19 protein-coding genes are annotated in these 18293 nt (G+C 70.6%); 4 read left to right on the plus strand and 15 right to left on the minus strand.

The features are described from left to right. On the plus strand, positions 1–771 hold the full coding sequence (locus ACWD3I_RS31765) for an SDR family NAD(P)-dependent oxidoreductase (protein ID WP_365413298.1): 771 nt from the start codon (positions 1–3) through the stop codon (positions 769–771). Between the two features lie 64 nt (positions 772–835). Here the strand turns inward: ACWD3I_RS31765 and ACWD3I_RS31770 are convergent, their stop codons facing one another. The 4 genes from ACWD3I_RS31770 to ACWD3I_RS31785 form a co-directional block, all read right to left on the minus strand. Then, positions 836–1645, minus strand: a complete 810-nt coding sequence (locus ACWD3I_RS31770) for an IclR family transcriptional regulator (protein WP_365413300.1) — start codon at positions 1643–1645, stop codon at positions 836–838. Between the two features lie 191 nt (positions 1646–1836). Beyond that, positions 1837–2847: a 4-hydroxy-2-oxovalerate aldolase gene (gene dmpG / locus ACWD3I_RS31775; RefSeq protein WP_365413302.1), complete on the minus strand. Its 1011-nt coding sequence runs from the start codon at positions 2845–2847 to the stop codon at positions 1837–1839. Continuing rightward, positions 2844–3809 carry an acetaldehyde dehydrogenase (acetylating) gene (locus tag ACWD3I_RS31780; RefSeq protein ID WP_365413304.1) on the minus strand — a complete coding sequence of 322 codons (966 nt, stop codon included), beginning with the start codon at positions 3807–3809 and terminating at the stop codon, positions 2844–2846. Before ACWD3I_RS31780 ends, dmpG begins: the two co-directional genes overlap by 4 nt. Further along, the gene (locus tag ACWD3I_RS31785) at positions 3806–4639 is read right to left on the minus strand and encodes a 2-keto-4-pentenoate hydratase (RefSeq protein WP_365413306.1); all 834 of its coding nucleotides are present in this window, start codon (positions 4637–4639) and stop codon (positions 3806–3808) included. The genes ACWD3I_RS31780 and ACWD3I_RS31785 overlap by 4 nt, the downstream gene beginning before the upstream one ends. Positions 4640–4863: 224 nt before the next feature. Between ACWD3I_RS31785 and ACWD3I_RS31790 the strand changes: the two genes are divergently transcribed. Continuing rightward, positions 4864–6462 (plus strand): FAD-binding protein, encoded by a 1599-nt coding sequence (locus tag ACWD3I_RS31790; RefSeq protein ID WP_451084232.1) that lies wholly within the window; start codon positions 4864–4866, stop codon positions 6460–6462. A gap of 52 nt (positions 6463–6514) precedes the next feature. Here ACWD3I_RS31790 and ACWD3I_RS31795 read toward each other — a convergent pair whose 3' ends face one another. Together ACWD3I_RS31795 and ACWD3I_RS31800 are read right to left on the minus strand one after the other, a co-directional pair. Beyond that, the gene (locus tag ACWD3I_RS31795) at positions 6515–7096 is read right to left on the minus strand and encodes a TetR/AcrR family transcriptional regulator (protein ID WP_365410349.1); all 582 of its coding nucleotides are present in this window, start codon (positions 7094–7096) and stop codon (positions 6515–6517) included. An 8-nt stretch (positions 7097–7104) separates the two neighbouring features. Beyond that, entirely contained in the window at positions 7105–7965 is an 861-nt protein-coding gene (locus ACWD3I_RS31800) for an alpha/beta fold hydrolase (protein ID WP_365410347.1), read from the minus strand. A 162-nt stretch (positions 7966–8127) separates the two neighbouring features. On the opposite strand from ACWD3I_RS31800, the gene ACWD3I_RS31805 reads away from it, so the two are divergent. After that, positions 8128–9000, plus strand: a complete 873-nt coding sequence (locus tag ACWD3I_RS31805; RefSeq protein WP_365410344.1) for a VOC family protein — start codon at positions 8128–8130, stop codon at positions 8998–9000. Positions 9001–9174: 174 nt separating this feature from the next. On the opposite strand, the gene ACWD3I_RS31810 is transcribed toward ACWD3I_RS31805, so the two are convergent. From ACWD3I_RS31810 to ACWD3I_RS31825, 4 genes are read right to left on the minus strand one after another with little or no spacing between them, the layout of a single operon-like run. Next, positions 9175–9363 carry a ferredoxin gene (locus ACWD3I_RS31810; protein WP_365410341.1) on the minus strand — a complete coding sequence of 63 codons (189 nt, stop codon included), beginning with the start codon at positions 9361–9363 and terminating at the stop codon, positions 9175–9177. 15 nt (positions 9364–9378) lie between these two features. Next, complete coding sequence (locus ACWD3I_RS31815) at positions 9379–10191, minus strand: mycofactocin-coupled SDR family oxidoreductase (RefSeq protein WP_365410338.1); 813 nt, start codon at positions 10189–10191, stop codon at positions 9379–9381. Between the two features lie 7 nt (positions 10192–10198). Further along, complete coding sequence (locus tag ACWD3I_RS31820) at positions 10199–10420, minus strand: hypothetical protein (protein WP_365410335.1); 222 nt, start codon at positions 10418–10420, stop codon at positions 10199–10201. Then, the gene (locus ACWD3I_RS31825; protein WP_365410332.1) at positions 10417–11562 is read right to left on the minus strand and encodes an amidohydrolase family protein; all 1146 of its coding nucleotides are present in this window, start codon (positions 11560–11562) and stop codon (positions 10417–10419) included. Before ACWD3I_RS31825 ends, ACWD3I_RS31820 begins: the two co-directional genes overlap by 4 nt. Positions 11563–11694: 132 nt before the next feature. On the opposite strand from ACWD3I_RS31825, the gene ACWD3I_RS31830 reads away from it, so the two are divergent. Continuing rightward, positions 11695–12558 carry a mycofactocin-coupled SDR family oxidoreductase gene (locus ACWD3I_RS31830; RefSeq protein WP_365410329.1) on the plus strand — a complete coding sequence of 288 codons (864 nt, stop codon included), beginning with the start codon at positions 11695–11697 and terminating at the stop codon, positions 12556–12558. A gap of 7 nt (positions 12559–12565) precedes the next feature. Here ACWD3I_RS31830 and ACWD3I_RS31835 read toward each other — a convergent pair whose 3' ends face one another. The 5 genes from ACWD3I_RS31835 to ACWD3I_RS31855 all read right to left on the minus strand — a co-directional run bounded on the left by ACWD3I_RS31835 (position 12566) and on the right by ACWD3I_RS31855 (position 18284). Then, positions 12566–13549: an NADPH:quinone oxidoreductase family protein gene (locus tag ACWD3I_RS31835; protein WP_365410326.1), complete on the minus strand. Its 984-nt coding sequence runs from the start codon at positions 13547–13549 to the stop codon at positions 12566–12568. Further along, positions 13546–14769 (minus strand): acyl-CoA dehydrogenase family protein, encoded by a 1224-nt coding sequence (locus ACWD3I_RS31840; RefSeq protein ID WP_365410323.1) that lies wholly within the window; start codon positions 14767–14769, stop codon positions 13546–13548. Before ACWD3I_RS31840 ends, ACWD3I_RS31835 begins: the two co-directional genes overlap by 4 nt. Then, positions 14766–15533, minus strand: a complete 768-nt coding sequence (locus ACWD3I_RS31845) for an SDR family NAD(P)-dependent oxidoreductase (RefSeq protein WP_365410320.1) — start codon at positions 15531–15533, stop codon at positions 14766–14768. Before ACWD3I_RS31845 ends, ACWD3I_RS31840 begins: the two co-directional genes overlap by 4 nt. Before the next feature lie 10 nt (positions 15534–15543). Then, entirely contained in the window at positions 15544–16692 is a 1149-nt protein-coding gene (locus ACWD3I_RS31850) for an acyl-CoA dehydrogenase family protein (RefSeq protein ID WP_365410317.1), read from the minus strand. A 116-nt stretch (positions 16693–16808) separates the two neighbouring features. Continuing rightward, on the minus strand, positions 16809–18284 hold the full coding sequence (locus tag ACWD3I_RS31855; RefSeq protein WP_365410314.1) for a FadR/GntR family transcriptional regulator: 1476 nt from the start codon (positions 18282–18284) through the stop codon (positions 16809–16811). Positions 18285–18293 lie beyond the last annotated feature (9 nt).

The raw sequence follows: 18293 nt of genomic DNA on the forward strand, positions 1-18293 counted from the left end.
ATGGCCGACGTCAACACCGACCTGCGCCTCGACGGCAGGACCGCCTGGGTGACCGGCGCGGGCAAGGGCCTCGGCCGGGCGGTCGCGGTCGCCCTGTCGCAGGCCGGGGCGGACGTGGCGGTCACCGCCCGTACGGCCGCGGACCTGGAGAGCCTGGAGGCCGAGCTCGCCGGGCACGGCGGCAAGGTGCTGGTGCTGCCCTCCTCCGTGGCCGACGCGGACGGGGTCCGTACGACGGTGGAGCGGATCACCGCGGCGACGGGCCGGCTCGACGCCGTCGTCAACTGCGCGGGCATCAGCCCGCACTTCACCCGCAGCGAGTACGTCACCGACGAGGACTTCCGGCGGGTGCTCGACATCAACCTCCAGGGCACCTTCCACTGCTGCCGTGAGGCCGGGAAAGTGATGCTGGCGCAGGGGTCGGGGTCGATCGTGAACGTCTCGTCGGTGCACGCGAGCGCCGGTTTCGAGCGGATCGCCGCGTACGCCGCCAGCAAGGGCGGAGTCGAGGCACTGACCAAGGCCCTCGCCGTCGAGTGGGCCGACCGCGGAGTGCGCGTCAACGCCCTCGCGCCCGGCTACTTCCGTACGGACCTCAGCTCGGGCCTGCTGGACAGCCGGTGGGGCGAGCGGATCGTCAAGGGCACGCCCCTGGGACGGGTGGGCAGCGTCGAGGAGTTGGGCGGCGCCGCGGTGTTCCTCGCCTCGGACGCCTCCCGCTTCGTGACGGGGACGACCGTCACGGTGGACGGCGGCTGGACGGCTTGGTGAGGACAGGGGCAGGCAGGCGCCCTTGAAAACACGCCGCCCCGGCTCCGGCCGGGGCGGCTTCGCGCTATCCGACGACGACGTCCGACACATCCCGGCGGTACGGCTGCGCAGCACCGGCACCCGCGCCGAAGAGGTCCTCGGAGACCGCCCGGACCGTGTTGACCACCAGCGGAGCCACGAGTTCCAGGGACGAACGGCCGTCTCCGACCACCGAGATCGCCCCGACCGGCCCCTCGGGCCCGCGCAGCGCGAGGCCCACGCAACCGAGTTCGGGAAAGCACTCGCCGCGGTCGATCGCCAGCCCGTTGCGGCCGCGCACCACCCTGAGCTCCCGGTGCAGCTGGTCGAGCCGGCCGATGCTGTACTCGGTGCGCCGCTCGATCAGCTGCGCGTACCGCGCGTCGATCTCCTCGGGGCTCAGCCAGGCCAGCATGGCCTTGCCCAGGCCGGTGCAGTGCGCGACCGCCCGGCCGCCGACCTTCGAGGGGATGTCCGCCGCCGCACGCCCGCCCACCTTGTCCAGGTAGTAGATCTCCGGACCGTCCAGTACGGCCAGGTGGACGACCATGCGGGTGCGGACGGCGAGGTCCAGCAGGTGCGGCGCCGCCGCCGCCCGCAGCGTGCTGTGACCCGTCTCCCGGCCGCCCAGACCCAGCGACCGCGACCCCAGGGCGTATCCCGCCACCGTGTGCCGAAGCCAGTCGAGGCGTACCAGTTGGTCGAGGATCCGATGGGTCGTCGAGCGGGGCAGATGTGTCCGGCGGGACACCGTTTCGAGCGTCAGGTGGGTCTGCGGACGTTCGAAGAGATCCATGATCAGCGTCACCCGCTCCATCATCGACGGGGGCGACGCCAAGCGAAGGGCAGACGTCATCGTCGGTGCCTCTCTGCTCAAACTGAAATCAATTCTAGTTCGGCGCCGGCGTCAAGGTATCAATGCCGTGGACCGTATCGATAGAGTCGTGCACCGATTTATTGGGACGGTCGGTCTATTCGAAGATGGGACGTAAAAAACGTACCGCTCCCCGGAGTCATTCCTCCGGGGAGCGGTACGTCGCTCGGGTGTCAGCCCTGGGCGGTGAGGTCGAGGGCGATGTCCACGATCATGTCCTCCTGCCCGCCGACGAGACCGCGTCTGCCGACCTCCTCCAGGATGGTGCGGGCGTCGAGTCCGTACCGCTCGGCCGCGGCCTCGGCGTGCCGCAGGAAACTGGAGTAGGCGCCGGCGTAGCCGAGGGTGAGGGTCTCCCGGTCGACGCGTACCGGCCGGTCCTGGAGCGGGCGGACCAGGTCCTCGGCGGCGTCCTGGAGCGCGTGGAGGTCGCAGTCGTGCTTCCAGCCGTGGAGGTTGGCCACGGCGACGAACGGTTCGATCGGGCAGTTGCCCGCTCCCGCGCCCTGTCCGGCGAGCGAGGCGTCGACGCGGGTCACGCCCTCCTCCACGGCCACCACGGAGTTGGCGACCGAGAGGGAGAGGTTCTCGTGGGCGTGGATGCCGATCTGGGTCTCCGGGTCGAGCACGTCGCGGTAGGCGCGGATGCGGTCACGGACGCCGTCCATGGTGAGCCGGCCGCCGGAGTCGGTGACGTAGACGCAGTGCGCGCCGTAGCTCTCCATCAGCTTGGCCTGCTCGGCGAGGTCCTGCGGGGGCGCCATGTGGGCCATCATCAGGAATCCCGAGACATCCATGCCGAGTTCGCGTGCGGTGGAGATGTGCTGGGCGGAGACGTCGGCCTCGGTGCAGTGGGTGGCGATGCGCACCGAGCGGACACCGAGGGCGTAGGCCCTTTTCAGTTCGGCGATGGTGCCGATGCCCGGCAGGAGCAGCGAGGTGAGGACCGCGCGGTCGATGGCGTCCGCGGCCGCCTCGATCCACTCCCAGTCGGTGTTGCTGCCCGGCCCGTAGTTGAGGCTGCCGCCGGCCAGACCGTCGCCGTGGGCGACCTCGATCGCGTCCACGCCCGCCCGGTCCAGGGCCGCGGAGATCTTCGAGACGAACTCGGGGGTGATCCGGTGCCGGATGGCGTGCATGCCGTCCCGCAGGGTGACGTCCTGTACATAGAGCCTGCGAGTCACTTGGTCACCTCGGGGGTCGTCCGGCCGGCGATGCGCTCGGCGACCCGCAGGGCGGCCGAGGTCATGATGTCGAGGTTGCCGGCGTAGGCGGGCAGGTAGTGGGCGGCGCCCTCCACTTCGAGGAAGACGGAGACCTTGGTGGCCGGCCGCTCGGAGACGCCGTCGGGCAGCAGCGTGTGGACCGGGTCCTCGGCGGGCACCGGAGTGAACTGCACCTGCTGCTTGAGCCGATAGCCGGGCACGTACTCGGCGACGGCGGCAACCATCTCCTCGACGGAGTCGCGGACCGCGTCGTGGTCGGCGTCAGCGCCGATCAGGCAGTACACCGTGTCGCGCATGATCAGGGGCGGTTCGGCGGGGTTCAGGACGATGATCGCCTTGCCGCGCCGGGCTCCCCCGACCTTCTCGATGGCGCCGGACGTGGTCTCGGTGAACTCGTCGATGTTGGCCCGGGTGCCGGGTCCGGCGGACCTGGAGGAGATCGAGGCGACGATCTCGGCGTAGGGCACGGGGGTGATCCGGCTGACCGCGTGGACGATCGGGATGGTCGCCTGGCCGCCGCAGGTGACCATGTTGAAGTTGTCGACGGAGCTACCGGCGTCGGCCAGGTGCTCGTCCAGGTTCACCGTCGGCACCACGTACGGGCCGAGGGCCGCCGGGGTGAGGTCGACGAGCCGCTTGCCGTACGGGGCGAGCTTCTTGGCGTTCTCGACGTGGGCCTTCGCGGAGGTGGCGTCGAAGACGATCTCGATGTCGTCGAAGCCGTCCATGCCGATGAGGCCGTCCACGCCCTCGTGGGTGGTGGGGATCTTCAGTCGTGCGGCGCGCGCCAGACCGTCGGAGTCCGGGTCGATGCCCACCATCGCGGCCATCTCCAGGGTGTCGGACAGGCGCAGGACCTTGATCATCAGGTCGGTGCCGATGTTGCCGGAGCCGATAACGGCCACCTTGGTCTTCGTCATCCTTGTCGATCCTTGGGTGAGAAGGTCGCGGTCACCGGACCCAGGCCCGAGATCTCGGCCCGTACGGTGATGCCTGGCGGGGTGGGGACGAGCGGGCCGAGGGCGCCGGAGAGCACGATCTGTCCCGCGCGCAATGGGTCGCCGAACTCTCGGGCGGTGCGCGCCAGCCACAGCAGGGCCGCCAGGGGATCGCCCAGGCAGGCGGCGCCGGTGCCCTCGGAGGCGAGCTCGCCGTCGGCGTAGAGCCGCATGGTGACGTCCCGGGGTGTGAACTCCCCCAGTCCGACGCGCTGTCGGCCGAGGACGAACAGCCCGCTGGAGGCGTTGTCGGCGACCGTGTCCGTGATCGCGATGTCCCAGTCGGCCACCCGGCTGTCGACGATCTCCAGGGCGGCCACGGCGTATCCGACCGCCGCCCTGACCCGCTCGATGTCGAGGTCGTCCTCGTCCAGGTCGGCGGCGAGCACGAACGCGATCTCCGCCTCGACCCTGGGCTGGAGCAGCCGGTCGCTGGGGACGGCCGGCAGCCCTGTGACGTCCATGTCGTCCAGCAGCACGCCGAAGTCGGGCCGGTCGACGCCGACCTGACGCTGCACCGACTCCGACGTGAGCCCGATCTTGCGCCCGACGACCCGTGCTCCCGCGCTGATCCGGTCGCCGACGACGCGTCGCTGGACGGCGTACGCGAGGCTGATGTCGGTCGCGCCGAGCAGGTCCCGTACCGGCGTACAGGGCTTGTGGTCCTGGGCCGCGCGGGTGAGTCGTACGGCCGCCTCGGTCACGGCGGATCCACGGTTCGCGACCGCTGTCGGTTCCCAAACGTCTGTCATCGCCATCCTCAACTCGTGCCGGCCTTCAGCCTGATCCGCCATGTCGGAGGGCACCGGGCGCGTTCCGCTCAGCGGGACTCGGCGGCGGGTGGGTCTCGATGAGCGAGATGGCGCGAAGACGGGCCCGCACCGTCTCGTTAGCGTCGGCCGGCGAACCGCTGGGCGCACCCTGTTCGTTCCCCCACGCCCCACCCAGCACGGTCGGCACTCATGAGGAGGTTCGGATGAGCATCAACGAGGATGCCTACGACGTGATCGTCGTCGGGTCGGGCGGAGGCCTGGTCGGGGCGTATGTGGCGGCGGCGCGCGGGCTGCGCACGCTGGTCGTCGAGAAGACCGACCGGGTCGGTGGCACCGTGGCGTACTCCGGCGCGGGGCTGTGGTTCCCGGGGTCCGCTCCGCTGAGCCGGGCCGGCTACGGGGACGACGTGGAGGACGCGCGGGCGTATCTGCGCGGTGTCGTCGACGACCCGTCCCGGGAGGCGCTCCAGGACGCCTATCTGGCGGCCGGGCCCCGGCTGATCGACGAGCTGGAGCGGAACACGTGGTTCCAGTCCTTCGTCCACGGCGCGGCTCCGGACTACTACGCGTCGGCCCCGGGGTCGTCGCCCATGGGGCACACCGTCTTCCCGCCGCCGGTCGAGGTCGCGGAGCTCGGCGAGCGCAGGGCCATGTTGCGCAACTCGCTGCCCACCGAGCGGTTCGGCTTCGACGAGGGGCCGGTGCTCTCCGGCGGCCGTGCGCTGATCGGCCGGGCACTCTCGGCGTTCCTGGAGACGGGCAACGGGGAACTGCGGCTGAACACCGCACTGGAGAGCCTGATCGTCGAGGGTGGCCGGGTCGTCGGTGCCGAGGTCGTCAGTGACGGTGAGCGGGTCCGGATCCGGGCCAGGCGGGGTGTGCTGCTCGCCGCAGGCGGTTTCGAGCGCGACCGTGAGCTGCGCGAGAAACACCAGCCACCGCTCACCGGGGAGTGGTCCGAGGGCGCCCCGGGCAACACCGGTGACGCCCTGCGGGCGGGCATCGCCGTGGGCGCGGACACCGACCTGCTCGACGAGGCATGGTTCGTGCCGGGGCTCGTCCACCCGGACGGTCTGCCGCTCTTCCACACCGGTACCCGGGGCGGCATCTGGGTCAACGGCGCGGGCGAACGCTTCGTCAACGAGACACGGCCGTACGACCAGGCCGCGCACGAGATCGTCCGGCTGCACACCACCACCGGCGTGAGCCACATCCCGGCGCACTGGGTGTTCGACCAGCGGCAGCTGGACCGGGACAGCATCGGCTTCCCGCCCGCCACTCCGGGGCCCGCACAGTGGCTGGAGTCGGGGGCGTTGAAGAAGGCCGACACCCTGGAGGAGCTGGCCGGGCTGATCGACGTCCCCTTCGACACGCTGAAGAGGACCGTCGAGGAGTTCAACGGGTACGCGCGGACCGGTGTCGACGAGCGGTTCCACCGCGGTGAGACCCCGTGGGACCAGATGTTCCACCACATCGTCCCCTTCCCGGCCGACCCTCGGCAGAACGTCCCGGCGAAGCCGGCGCCCGAGTGGCCGAACCCGCTGCTTCTGCCCATCGACGAACCGCCGTTCTACGTGGCGACGATCGTCCCGTCGGACATCGGCACCAAGGGCGGTCTGCGGATCGACACCCACGCGCGCGTCCTGCGACCGGACGGCCGGCCGATCGAGGGGCTGTACGCGACCGGGAACACCGCGGCCGCGATGTCGGGGCGGGTGTATCCGGGGGCCGGCACGCCGATCGGTTCGAGTCTCGCGTTCGGGTATCTGGCCGTGCTGGACATGGCCGGGTCGACGGACTGACGGAAAGCCGGTGCCCGGGACACGGTGGGTGTCCCGGGCACCGGCTTGTGCGCTATGGCGTCGCGATCAGGCGCGCGGCCAGCCGCAGGTCCGACTCCCCCTGCTCGGTGGAGATCTCCTCGGTCAGCACGGCGACGAACAGCCCCCACCATGTGTAAACGAGCAGGCGCACCCTGCTGCGGACGTCCGCGCGATCCCCGAGCAGACGCAGGAGCCGCTGTCCCAGGCCTCGCTCGACGATGTCGATCCGGCTCGGGACGGCGCTCGCGTACTCCGTGAACGACGACAGCGCCACCGCGGAGGCCAGCACGCGGTTGCCGAGCAGTTTGCCGCTCAGCTGGACGAGGGTGTCCGCGATCTCGGTCGCCGGATCGGCTGTGGCCCGGACGGGCGCGCCGCACTCATCGCCACCGAGGAACTGCTCGATGTGCCATTCGAGGACCGCCAGGAACAGAAAGGGCTTGGACGGGAAGTAGCGGTACAGGGTGGCGATCGCGACGCCCGCTTCCCTGGCCACGTCGTGCATCTGCACGTCGGCGAGCCCGTCGCGGGAGCCGAGGTCGGAGGCGGCGCGCAGGATCTGGACCCGGCGGGCGGCCTGGCGGGCGGACGTGGGGGCAGCGGGGGACCGCATGGGCGTCCTCAGGAGGTCTCCGGGCGGGTCAGGAAGGCCAGCACCGCGCTCTCCCAGGCCTGCTTCTGCTCGATCATCGCCCAGTGTCCGCAGTCCGGGAGCACGTGCAGTTCGGCCCTGGGGATGGTGCGCAGGGGCAGCAGGGCGTTCTCCAGCGGTGTGACCCGGTCGTCGCGGCCCCAGGTCAGCAGGGTGGGTGCGGTGACCTTGTGGAGGGCGGCCCAGATGGGCTGGTCGGACTGGGACTGGGCGGCCTGGATCGCGGCCATCGCCTGACGGCCGTAGATCCGCCGGGAGGCCTCCAGCGTCTGCGGCTCGGTGGCGCTGGCCCAGCGCTCTTCGATGAGCTCCTCGGTGAGCAGGGCGGGGTCGTGAACCATCGCGCGCAGCCACTGGACGAGGTTGTCGCGGGTGGGGTTCTCGGCGAACTCGACCAGCAGGTTGAGGCCTTCGCTGGGCGCCGGGGAGAGGATGTTGCGGCCCACGCCGCCGATGGTGACGACCCTGCGGAACAGGTCCTTGTGGGCGACCGCGAGCCCGACGGCGACGAACCCGCCCATGGAGTTGCCGATGACGTCGACGCGGTCGAGGCCGAGGCCGTCCAGGAAGCGGAGGACGGCCTTGGGGCCGGCCGCCATCGGGTTCTCCGCGGTCGGGTCGCTCACGCCGAAGCCGGGGAACTCCAGGGCCAGGCAGCGGAAGTGCTCCGCGAGCACGGGGAGGTTGTTCCGGTAGTTGCGCCAGCCGGTGACGCCCGGCCCCGACCCGTGCAACAGGAGCAGCGGGGGTCCGTCACCGGCCTCGTGGTAACGCAACGTGCCGTCGTCGGTGGGGAGTTCGCGCAGGGTGTCCTCGTAGCTGAGTGTCATGACGCTCACGCTCGCACCCGGAGGGGGCCCGTCGCCGTGCGCCTCCCGATCAGTGGGACGGTTCCGGCGGCGGGGGTGCCGGGCTGTCTAGCGTCACGGACGTACCGATACCGGGAGCCCCACGGGCCGCCCGGACCTGACCGAATCTGAGGGGAGGGCCTGATGGGTGTTCGCTCACTCGGGTACCTGCGTCTGGAGTCCAACGACCTCGACAAGTGGAAGGCCTTCGGCGCCGACTTCCTCGGCCTGATGCCCGTCGAGGGCGGCGACTCCGAGTCGCTGTCCTTCCGGATGGACGACTACCCGGCCCGCATCGTGGTCTCCCCAGGCGCCCAGCCCGGGATGACGGCGCTGGGCTTCGAGGTCCTCGACGAGCGGCAGTTGGCGCTGCTGGTCGCGGACGTCGAGAAGGCCGGGATCAAGGTGACGGCCGGCACCGAGGCCGAGGCCGCGGAGCGGAGGGTCACGGGCTTCGTCAAGTTCAACGACCCGGGCGGCAACCCGGTCGAGCTGTTCTACGGCGCCGTCCTCGACCATGTGCCGGTGCGCACCCCGCTGGTGTCGAAGTTCGTCACCGGCGACATGGGCTTCGGACACGCCATCATCTCCGCCGAGGACGCCCGCACCACGTTCGACTTCTACGTCGACGTGCTGGGCTTCATCGAGCGCAACACGATGAAGTCGCCGGGCGGCACGACCTGGTTCATGGGCTGCAACCCCCGGCACCACACGCTGGGTGTGACGCCGATGCCGGGTCCGGGGCGGCTGCTGCACTTCATGGTGGAGGGGGCGACGCTGGACGACGTCGGGCTGGCCCTCGACCGTGCCGGGAAGATGGAGGTGCCGATGATGCACTCGCTCGGCAAGCACACCAACGACCACATGGTGTCGTTCTACGTCTGGTCGCCGGAGAACTACGCCGTCGAGTTCGGCTGGAACGGACTGCAGGTGCCCGAGCCCGTGCCGGTCTACGAGATCACGGACGGCGCGTTCTGGGGCCACCGGTTCACGCCGCCTCCGCAGCCGGCCGGCTGAGCCGAGCGCTCCGCTGCAGGTGCCGCGATGTGCCGTCGTTCGTCTGCGGCGCCATCGTGGCTGGTCGCGCCCACGCGGCGGAGCCGCATATCGATACAGACCCGCGCCCCTTCAGGGCGCTGCCGAACCGCACATGACTGAGCCCCACGACCCGAGGTCGTGGGGCTCTGCCAGTCACTCAACCGTGATCGCCCGTTCCGGGCAGGCCAACTCCCCGTCACGGGACGCCTGTTCGAGGCCCTCCGGGACCTCCCCGTCGAAGGGCAGCGCATAGCCGTCGTCGTCGAGGCGGAAGAGCCCCGGTGCCGCCGCCGCGCACCGCGCGTGCCCGGAGCACGAGGACGTGTCGATCGTGACCTTCATTCAACCCACTCCGTTCTACGGCTTGTTGGTCGATCCCGCGTCGACGGTGAACTGCAGGCCCGTGACATACCGTGCCTCCTCCGAGGCGAGGAACAGGACGGCGTTCGACACGTCCCGCGGCTCGATGTAGGGAGCGAGGGGGTTCATCGCGGCGAGGGCGAACAGCGGCTCCCGTGCGGCGAGTTCCTCGACGGGGACGCCGACGGTGATGCCCGTGTCGCTGACGCCGGTGGGGTGGACGGTGTTCACCCGGATGCGGTGCGGGGCGAGTTCGTTGGAGAGCGCCTTCATCAGGCCGACCACACCGTGCTTGGCGGCCACGTAGTGCGCGTACGGCACATGGCCGCGGATGCCGGCGGCCGAGCTGGTGATGACGATCGAGCCGCCCTCCCCCGCCTCGATCATCCGGGGGATCGCGGCCCTCGCCGTGTTCCAGGCGCCCTTGAGGTTGACGTCGACGACGACGTCCCAGGCCTCCTCGGACAGTTCCCAGGCCGCACCGATGCTCATGACACCGGCGTTGGCGACGACCACGTCGAGCCGGCCGAACTCGTCGCGGGCCGCGTCGACGGCTGCCCGCGTCTCGACGATCGAGCGGACATCGGCCTGTACGGCTGTGCAGCGCCGGCCCGTCGCTCTCACCAACTCGGCGGTCTCCTCCAGCTGTTCCTTCGACGCGAGCGCGTACGGCAGCTCCTCGCTGATGTCGTGGCAGACGTCGGTGACGACGATGTCCGCCCCCTCCTCGGCCAGCCGCACCGCATGCGAGCGGCCCTGCCCGCGGGCCGCTCCCGTGATGAGCGCGACCTTGCCTTCCACACGCCCCATGGCGGCCTCAGTCCTTCTTCGGTCGGTCGTTCAGGTCCTCGGCGGCCTCACGCAGGGCACGCAGCCGGGACTGGAGGAGGTCACGCTCGGCCGCGTCGGACTCGCCGAGTGCGGCCAGTCGTACGTCCGTGTCGGCGATCTCGGCGAGCAGACGGCCGTGCGCCTCCTCCCTGGTCAGCAGGTCCAGGTCGGTCCAGTCGGACCGCTCGGACTCGGGGCGGCGGCTCATGCGGGGAGGTTGTAGAGGCGGCGGGTGTTCAACTCCACGATCTGGTGCACCTCTTCGTCGGGGACGTCGGCCAGCACCTCCGCCGCGTAGGCGCGACTCTTGGGCCAGTAGGAGTCGGAGTGCGGGTAGTCGCACTCCCAGGTGATCTTGTCGATGCCGATGTGGTGGCGTACGTCCACACCGAACCGGTCGTCGATGAAGCAGCCGTGGAAGTGCTTGTGGAACAGCTCCGAGGGCCGCACGCTCTGGTTGACGTTCTGGTAGAAGCGGTGCCGCTCCCAGGTGCCGTCGCTCCGTTCCAGCAGGTAGGGGATCCATCCGATGCCGCCCTCGGACAGGCCGATCTTCAGCTTGGGATGCTTGTGCAGCACCGGGGAGAACAGCAGGTCGGCGGTGGCGAACATCGAGTTGCAGCCGAACAGGGCGATCGTCACCGCGAACGGCGCTTCCGGGGCGGTGACCGGCGGCTTGCCCGAGGTGCCGAAGTGCAGGCACAGGGGCATGTCGGTGTCCTCTGCCGCCGAGAACACCGGGTCCCAGTGGTCGGTGTGGAACGACGGCAGCCCCAGCGGGGAGGGGTTCTCCGGGAACGAGATCGCCTTCGCGCCCTTGGCTGCCGTGCGGTGGATCTCGACCACGCTGGCCTCGACGTCCCACAGTGGCAGAATGATCAGCGGGATCAGGCGGCCGGGCGCGGTGGCGCACCACTCGTCGAGCACGTAGTCGTTCCACGCCTGGACGCACAGCCGCGCGAGTTCGCGGTCCTGTCCCTCCAGGAACACGGTGCCGGCGAAGCGCGGGAACGACGGGAAGCACAGCGCCCCCCACACCCCGTCCAGGTCCATGTCGCGAATGCGGGCCTTGGGGTCGTAGCAGCCCGGGATCATCTCGTCGTAGCGCGTCGGTTCGAGGCCGAACTCCTCGGGGCTCTTGCCCGCGACGGCGTTCAGGCCGATGTACGGGTAGACCCGGTCCTCGTAGACCCACACCTCGGCCGGGGACTGGCCCTCCCCCCTCGGCTGCTCCACGATGCGCGGGCCGATGTCCCGGAACCTTGCCGGGAGGCGGTCCGACCACAGTCGTGGGGGTTCGATCAGATGGTCGTCGGTCGACAGCAACTTCATCCATGGCTGCAACGGCATCCTGCGCTCCCTCGGTCTCGGAACTCTCTAACACCGGACGGATTGTGTGCACTGATCGCGTCCCGATGAGCGGGATCAAGGCTCCCGATCGCGTGATTAAGGCTACTCTTTTATTCGACGGAAGGAGACCCCATGGGTCGAGTGCAGGACAAGGTCGTCTTCATCACCGGGGCCGCGCGCGGCCAGGGGCGGGCCCAGGCGGTCCGGCTCGCCACGGAGGGCGCCGACATCATCGCCGTGGACCTCTGCGAGGACATCGCGACCAACGGCTATCCGCTGGCCACCGAGGCCGACTTGGAGCAGACCGCGAGGGAAGTCGAGAAGACCGGACGGCGCATCGTCGCCCGCAAGGCCGACGTACGGGATCCGGCGGCGCTCAAGGCGGCCGTGGCCGACGGAGTGGCCGAGTTGGGGCGGCTCGACGCCGTCGTGGCACAGGCCGGGATCTGCCCGCTGGGGCCCGGGCAGACCGCCCAGGCCTTCCTCGACGCCGTCACCGTCGACTTCAACGGGGTGGTCCACGCAGTCGACGCGGCCCTGCCCCATCTGCCGGACGGCGCCTCGATCGTCGCCACGGGATCGATCGCGGGGCTGATACCGGCGACCGTCGACAACCCGGCCAACGGGCCCGGCGGGCTGGGCTACTCGTTCGCCAAGCGCCAAGTGGCCGCGTTCGTCCACGATCTGGCCACGGTGCTCGCGTCCCGGCAGATCCGGGTCAACGCCCTGCACCCGACGAACGTCAACACGGACATGCTCAACAGCGACCTCATGTACCGGTCGTTCCGACCCGACCTGGAGAACCCGACCCGCGAGGACGCCCTGCCCTCCTTCCCGGCAACGACCGGGTTCGGCGTCCCCTACGTCGAGCCGGAGAACATCGCCGACATGGTGCTGTTCCTGGTGTCGGACGAGTCGAAGTACGTCACCGGTATGCAGATGCGGGTGGACGCCGGCGGTTACGTCAAGCGACGTCCACAACTGCCCGCCTTCTGAGCCGGGTTCACGCTCGGCCGGTCATGTCGATGACCACCTTGCCGGTGGTGCGCCGCTCCGCCACGTCCGTCAGGGCGGAGGCCACCTCGGCGAGGGGGTGGACGCGGGAGACGAGCGGGCGCATCCCGTCACGGACCAGTTGGGCGAGCGCCCGGTCGCCGGCGGCCACCGCGTCCGGGGCGTACTGGCGCAGCATGCGGATCTCGAAGCCCCTCACGACCGCGTCCTTGAGCAGCACCAGGTTGAGCGGGATGCGGGGGATCTTCCCGTCGGCGTAGCCCACCGTCACGAACCGGCCGCCCCGTCGCAGTGCGCGCAGGGCGGCCTCCGCGTGGTCGCCGCCGACCGGGTCGACGACGAGGTGGGCACCCTCACCGCCGGTCGCCTCGCGGATCCCTGTCTTGAGGTCCTCGTGGACGTAGTCGACTCCGGCCTCCGCGCCGAGCTTTCGGGCTACCGCGAGCCGTTCCCCGCTCGATGCCGCCGCTACGACGCGCATCCCGAGCCGGGTCGCGATGTCCACGGCCGCGGAGCCGACCCCGCCCGCCGCCCCGAGCACCGCTGCCCACTCCCCCGTCGTGCCCTGTCCGACGGTGACCAGGGAGTGGTAGGCGGTCGCGTACGTCACGTGGAACGCCGCGGCATGGACCATGTCCAGCCCTTCGGGCACCGGGCGCAGGCCCGCGACGGGCACTACGACCTGTTCGGCGAACGCGCCCGTCAGCACCGCCCCGGCCACCGGTGTGCCGACCGGCGGCCCGGTCACTCCGGGTCCCAGCGCCTCCACGACCCCGGCGAACTCGCTGCCGGGGGTGAACGGCAGGGGGACGGTGACCTGGTAGCGGTTCGACACCAGCAGGACGTCCGGGACGTTGACCGCGGCGGCGTGGACGCGGACCAGTACCTCGCCGGGGCCGGGTTCGGGATCGTCCAGGTCGGTGACGTCCAGCCCCTCCGGCGGCCCGTACTGCGTGCAGCGTGCGGCTCTCATCGCGCCCTTCCGGTGGTCGGCATCGCCGGGTCCCTGGGCAGGCCCAGGACCTGTTCGGCGATGGTGTTGCGCTGGATCTCGGCGGTGCCCGCGCCGATCGTCGAGGCACGGGTGCGCAGGAATCCCCACACCCAGCGGCCGCGCTGCACGGCGTGCGGGTCGCGGCGGCCGAGGATTCCGTACGGGCCGAGCAACTCCAGGGCGAACTCGTGCAGTTCCTGTTCGAAGACCGCGATGAACAGGCGTGATGTCGAGGAGGCCGGTCCCGGCTCGCCCTTCGCCATGATGTCGGCGATGGTTCGCATCCCGGTGAGCCGCATGACCGACACGCGGATCTCGAAGTCCGCGAGTCTGTCGCATACCAACGGGTGGGCGGTGGCCCCGAGTTCGTGGGCGAGCTCGATCAGCTCGTCGAGCACGCGCCGGTACAGGGCTGCCTGGTTCATGGCTCCGGCGGCGCGTTCGTGGCCGAGGCTCGTGCGGACCAGGGGCCAGCCGCCGTTCTCGGGGCCGATCCGGTCGGCGACCGGTACGCGGACGTCGTCGAAGAAGATCTCGCAGAAGTGGGCGTCGCCCGTCAGGTCCCGCAGCGGGCGCACGGTCACGCCGGGGGCGTGTGCGTCGATCAGGAGGTAACTGATGCCGTCCTGCCGGGAGTCGGGGGAGCCGGTGCGCACGAGCGTGAAGAGGACGTCGGCGATGTCGGCCGAACTGTTCCAGACCTTCTGCCCGTTGACGACGTACTCCGCGCCGTGATCGTCGGGCCCGCCGCCCTCGCGACGTGCCGTCGTGCGCAGCGCGGGGAGGTCCGAGCCCGCCTCCGGTTCGGAGTAGCCCTGTGCCCAGACCGTGTCACCGCGCAGCATGGGGCGCAGGAAGCGGTCCTTCTGCTCCGTCGTGCCGTACTTGATGAGGGTGGGGGCGGCGATACCGAGTCCGGTGCCCAGGGGACCGGGGACGCGGGCTCGGGCGTACTCCTCCTGGTAGATGACCTGGCGGGCGAAGGGCAGGTCCATGCCGCCGTACTCGTGCGGCCAGCTCGGGCCGGCGTACCCGGCGTCGTACAGTGCGGCCAGCCACCTCTTCTGCCAGGCGAGGCGCTCGGCGGGGTCCTTGGGGCGGCGGCCCGGGTGTTGGTCGGTAAGGAAGGCCCGCAGGCGGGTGCGGAACCGCTCGTCGGTCTCGGCCTCCGTCATCGCGGGCGTCGTCGCACGTGTCATCGCGGGGCCATGCGGATGGCGCCGTCGAGGCGGATGGTCTGGCCGTTGAGGTAGGGGTTCTCCAGCATCTCGACGGCGAGACGGGCGAAGTCGTCGGGGGCGCCGAGGCGCTTGGGGTGGGGCACGGTCGCGGCGAGGCCGTCGCGGATGTCCTCGCGCAGTCGGCCGAGCATGGGGGTGTCCATGACGCCGGGGGCGATGGTGTTCACCCGGATCTGCCGGCTCGCGAGGTCACGGGCGGCGACGAGGGTCATGCCGTGCACCCCCGCTTTGGAGGCCGTGTAGGAGGTCTGGCCGATCTGGCCGTCGAACGCGGCGACGGAGGCGGTGAGGACTACGGCCCCGCGGTCGCCGTCGACGACGTCGTTGCCGGAGAGACGGGCGGCGGCCAGGCGCAGGACGTTGTAGGTGCCGATCAGGTTGACCCGTATGACCTCGGAGAACGTGGTGAGGTCCCCGGGGATGCGGTCGCGGTCGATGATCCGCAGGCGGTCCCCGCCGCGCCCCGCGCAGTGCACGACGCAGCGCAGGGGGCCGAGGTTCTGCGCGGTGTCGAGGGCGGCGGTGACCGAGGCCTCGTCGGTGACGTCGGCGCGGACGAAACGCGCGGCCCCCCCGAGGTCGGAGACCGCCTTGGCGCCCTGTTCCTCGGAGATGTCGGCCAGGACGACCCGGCCGCCGCGGTCGATGATGCGGCGCGCGGTGGCCAGTCCCAGGCCGGAGGCGCCTCCGGTGACCAGCGCCGACGATCCGTCGATGTTCACATCGAACTCCTTACAGGCCGAGGGACTTGCTGATGATGGTCTTCAGGACCTCGCTGGTGCCGCCGTAGATGCGGGTCACTCGTGCGTCGGCGTACAGCCGGGCGATCGGGGACTCGAGGATGTAGCCGTAGCCGCCGTGCAGTTGGAGGCAGCGGTCGACCACGCGGCCCTGTGTCTCGGTGCAGAACAACTTGGTCTTCGCCGCGTCGGCCGGGCTCAGCTCACCGGCGACGAGCGCCGTGACCGCCGCGTCCAGGAGAGCCTGTGCGGCTTCCAACTCGGTGGCCATGGAGGCGAGTTCGAACTTCGTGTTCTGGAAGTGGGCCACCGGCCTGCCGAACACCGTCCGGTCGCGCACGTAGGCGATGGTCAGGTCGATCGCGGCCCGGGCCTGGGCGACGGCTCCGACCGCGATGGCCAGCCGCTCCTGGGCCAGGTTGCGGCCGAGGTGGGTGAAGGCGGCGCCATCCTCGCCGAGGAGGTTGGCGACGGGGACCCGGACCTCGTCGAAGGACAGTTCCACGGTGTCCTGGACGGTGAGGCCGATCTTCTCCAGCTTGCGTCCGACGGTGAAGCCGGGCATGCCCTTCTCCACCACGAGCAGCGACAGTCCGGCGCGCCGGTCGTCCGGGTCGGTGGCGGTGCGGGCCACGACGATCACCAGGTCGGCGTGGTGGCCGCCGGTGATGAAGGTCTTGGCGCCGGTGAGCGTGTAGTGGTCGCCGTCGCGTACCGCCCTCGTCGTGACGCCGGCCAGGTCGGACCCGGTGCCCGGTTCACTCATCGCGATGGCGGTGTAGAGCTCGCCGGAGGCCAACCCCGGGAACCAGCGGACCCGTTGCTCCGCGTTGGCGAGGCCCGTGAAGTAGGGGACGACCACGTCGAGGTGGGTGCGCAGACCGCCGAGTGTCACGCCCGCGCGGGCGCACTCCTCCTGGATGACGACGTTGAAGCGGTAGTCGTCCTGGCCGCCTCCGCCGTACTCCTCGGGGACGGCCGTGCCGATGATGCCCAGCTTGCCCAGTGCGGTGAACAGATCGCGGGGCACGAGACCGGCATGTCGCCAGTCCTCGTACACCGGGAGCACTTCGCGGGCCAGGAAGTCCCGCACCAGAAGGCGGAAGTCCTCGTGATCCTGCTCGAACAGGGTCCGGCGCATCGAATCTCCTTCGATCGGGACCCTATTGAGTATACGTAATTAGGATGAGCGGTCCAGGAAAACGGCGCGATCAGCACATGAAGCACCGTGTGCGTCGGCGCACAGTCAGTGCGTGATCAGTGCCACCACGGAATGAGTGCATCCAAATGGCGCCGCATCCGGTGCCGGGCGACTCCGGCGTCCCCCTGCACGATCGCGTCGAGGATGCGTTGGTGGACGTGCTGGACCTCGTCCGCCGCCGTGTCTCCCGGCAACGGCCGGTCATGGCCGGACGCGTGGCGGCGGAACAGCTCGGTGATGATGGCGAGGAAGAGGGACAGCACCGGGTTGTCGGCCAGGGCCGCCAGTTCGGAGTGGAAGAGGTCGGCCTTTCGGGCATCGTCGGCCGGGCCCTCGGTGGCCCAGCGGACGGCCTTCGCGAGGCGCTCGGCGACCTCGGTGTCGCCCTCGGCGTGTCGGGCGGTCACCCTGGCGATGATGCCGAGCTCGATGGCGTTGCGGACGATCCGCAGGTCGTCCGCCGTGACGCCTTGGTACTCCAGGAAGAGCGCCATGGTGTCGATGCTGGCCTGCGGCTCGGGTTCGGTGACGACGAGGCCGCCGCCCGGGCCTCGGCGCATCCGGGCGACCGCGTGGTACTCCAACAGCCGCACGGCCTCCCGCAGGACGGCCCTGCTGATCTCGTAGCGGGCCAGCAGATCCGTCTCCGAACCGAGGACCATGCCGATCTGCCAGCCCCGCGCGGCGATGTCGTCATGGATCCGGGAGGCCACCACCTCGGCGAGCTTGGCCCGTGGCCCCTCGACCAGCTCCGGCTCGACCACGCTTCCCGAGATCCGCTGCCCGCCCCGGCGCACCCGGTGCTTCTCGATCCAGGCGGCCACCGATTCGAGGTGCGCGGTGAGCTCGGTCTGCGCACGTGCCCCGTCGTCCGCGATGACCGCGTCGACAACCGCGCGGTGCTCGCGCTGCGAGACCTCCTTGGCCGCGTGCATCTCCGCCTTGGAGATACGCCGGGAGGTGTGCGCGTACCGGGCGGTGAGGCGGGTGAGCACGTCGATGAACAGGTGCAGCACCGGGTTGCCGGACAACTGGCCGAGCACGGGGTGCAGCGGGTCCTGCGAATGGACCGACGGGTCGTCGTTGTGGGCCAGTTCGGAGTCGAGGGTGGCGCGGAGCGTGACGATGCCCTCCTCGGTGATCCGGTCGGCGGCGAGGCCCGCGGCGATCGGTTCGAGGAGCTGGCGGGCCTGGAGCAGATCCGTGACGCTGGTGCCGACGTATTCGAGGTAGATGACCATGGCCCGGGTCGCCGGTCCGGCGTCGGGGGCGCAGACGATCAGGCCGCCGTTCGGGCCGCGTCGCATCCTGGCGACCTGGTGGTGCTCGACCAGACGGACGGCCTCGCGCAGCACCGCGCGGCTGACGCCCAGTTGCTCTCGCAGGTCCACTTCGGAGCCCAGCGACTCGCCGACGGGCCAGCCCTGGCGGATGACGGTCGCCTCGATGCGCCGCGCGGTCTGCGCGGCCAGCTTCCCGACGGGGATGCCGGTCTCGCCGTCGGCGGGCTCGCGGTCGACGGCAGTCGCCATGGGCCAACT

This window comes from Streptomyces sp. NPDC002817 (assembly GCF_053592055.1).

Excerpts from the sequence above, each read along its gene's own strand:
- ACWD3I_RS31765 (WP_365413298.1), top strand. The coding sequence starts at position 1 with ATGGCCGACGTCAACACCGACCTGCGCCTCGACGGCAGGACCGCCTGG.
- ACWD3I_RS31770 (WP_365413300.1), bottom strand. The coding sequence starts at position 1,645 with ATGACGTCTGCCCTTCGCTTGGCGTCGCCCCCGTCGATGATGGAGCGG.
- ACWD3I_RS31780 (WP_365413304.1), bottom strand. The coding sequence starts at position 3,809 with ATGACGAAGACCAAGGTGGCCGTTATCGGCTCCGGCAACATCGGCACC.
- ACWD3I_RS31785 (WP_365413306.1), bottom strand. The coding sequence starts at position 4,639 with ATGACAGACGTTTGGGAACCGACAGCGGTCGCGAACCGTGGATCCGCC.
- ACWD3I_RS31790 (WP_451084232.1), top strand. The coding sequence starts at position 4,864 with ATGAGCATCAACGAGGATGCCTACGACGTGATCGTCGTCGGGTCGGGC.
- ACWD3I_RS31795 (WP_365410349.1), bottom strand. The coding sequence starts at position 7,096 with ATGCGGTCCCCCGCTGCCCCCACGTCCGCCCGCCAGGCCGCCCGCCGG.
- ACWD3I_RS31800 (WP_365410347.1), bottom strand. The coding sequence starts at position 7,965 with ATGACACTCAGCTACGAGGACACCCTGCGCGAACTCCCCACCGACGAC.
- ACWD3I_RS31805 (WP_365410344.1), top strand. The coding sequence starts at position 8,128 with ATGGGTGTTCGCTCACTCGGGTACCTGCGTCTGGAGTCCAACGACCTC.
- ACWD3I_RS31810 (WP_365410341.1), bottom strand. The coding sequence starts at position 9,363 with ATGAAGGTCACGATCGACACGTCCTCGTGCTCCGGGCACGCGCGGTGC.
- ACWD3I_RS31815 (WP_365410338.1), bottom strand. The coding sequence starts at position 10,191 with ATGGGGCGTGTGGAAGGCAAGGTCGCGCTCATCACGGGAGCGGCCCGC.
- ACWD3I_RS31820 (WP_365410335.1), bottom strand. The coding sequence starts at position 10,420 with ATGAGCCGCCGCCCCGAGTCCGAGCGGTCCGACTGGACCGACCTGGAC.
- ACWD3I_RS31825 (WP_365410332.1), bottom strand. The coding sequence starts at position 11,562 with ATGCCGTTGCAGCCATGGATGAAGTTGCTGTCGACCGACGACCATCTG.
- ACWD3I_RS31830 (WP_365410329.1), top strand. The coding sequence starts at position 11,695 with ATGGGTCGAGTGCAGGACAAGGTCGTCTTCATCACCGGGGCCGCGCGC.
- ACWD3I_RS31835 (WP_365410326.1), bottom strand. The coding sequence starts at position 13,549 with ATGAGAGCCGCACGCTGCACGCAGTACGGGCCGCCGGAGGGGCTGGAC.
- ACWD3I_RS31840 (WP_365410323.1), bottom strand. The coding sequence starts at position 14,769 with ATGACACGTGCGACGACGCCCGCGATGACGGAGGCCGAGACCGACGAG.
- ACWD3I_RS31850 (WP_365410317.1), bottom strand. The coding sequence starts at position 16,692 with ATGCGCCGGACCCTGTTCGAGCAGGATCACGAGGACTTCCGCCTTCTG.
- ACWD3I_RS31855 (WP_365410314.1), bottom strand. The coding sequence starts at position 18,284 with ATGGCGACTGCCGTCGACCGCGAGCCCGCCGACGGCGAGACCGGCATC.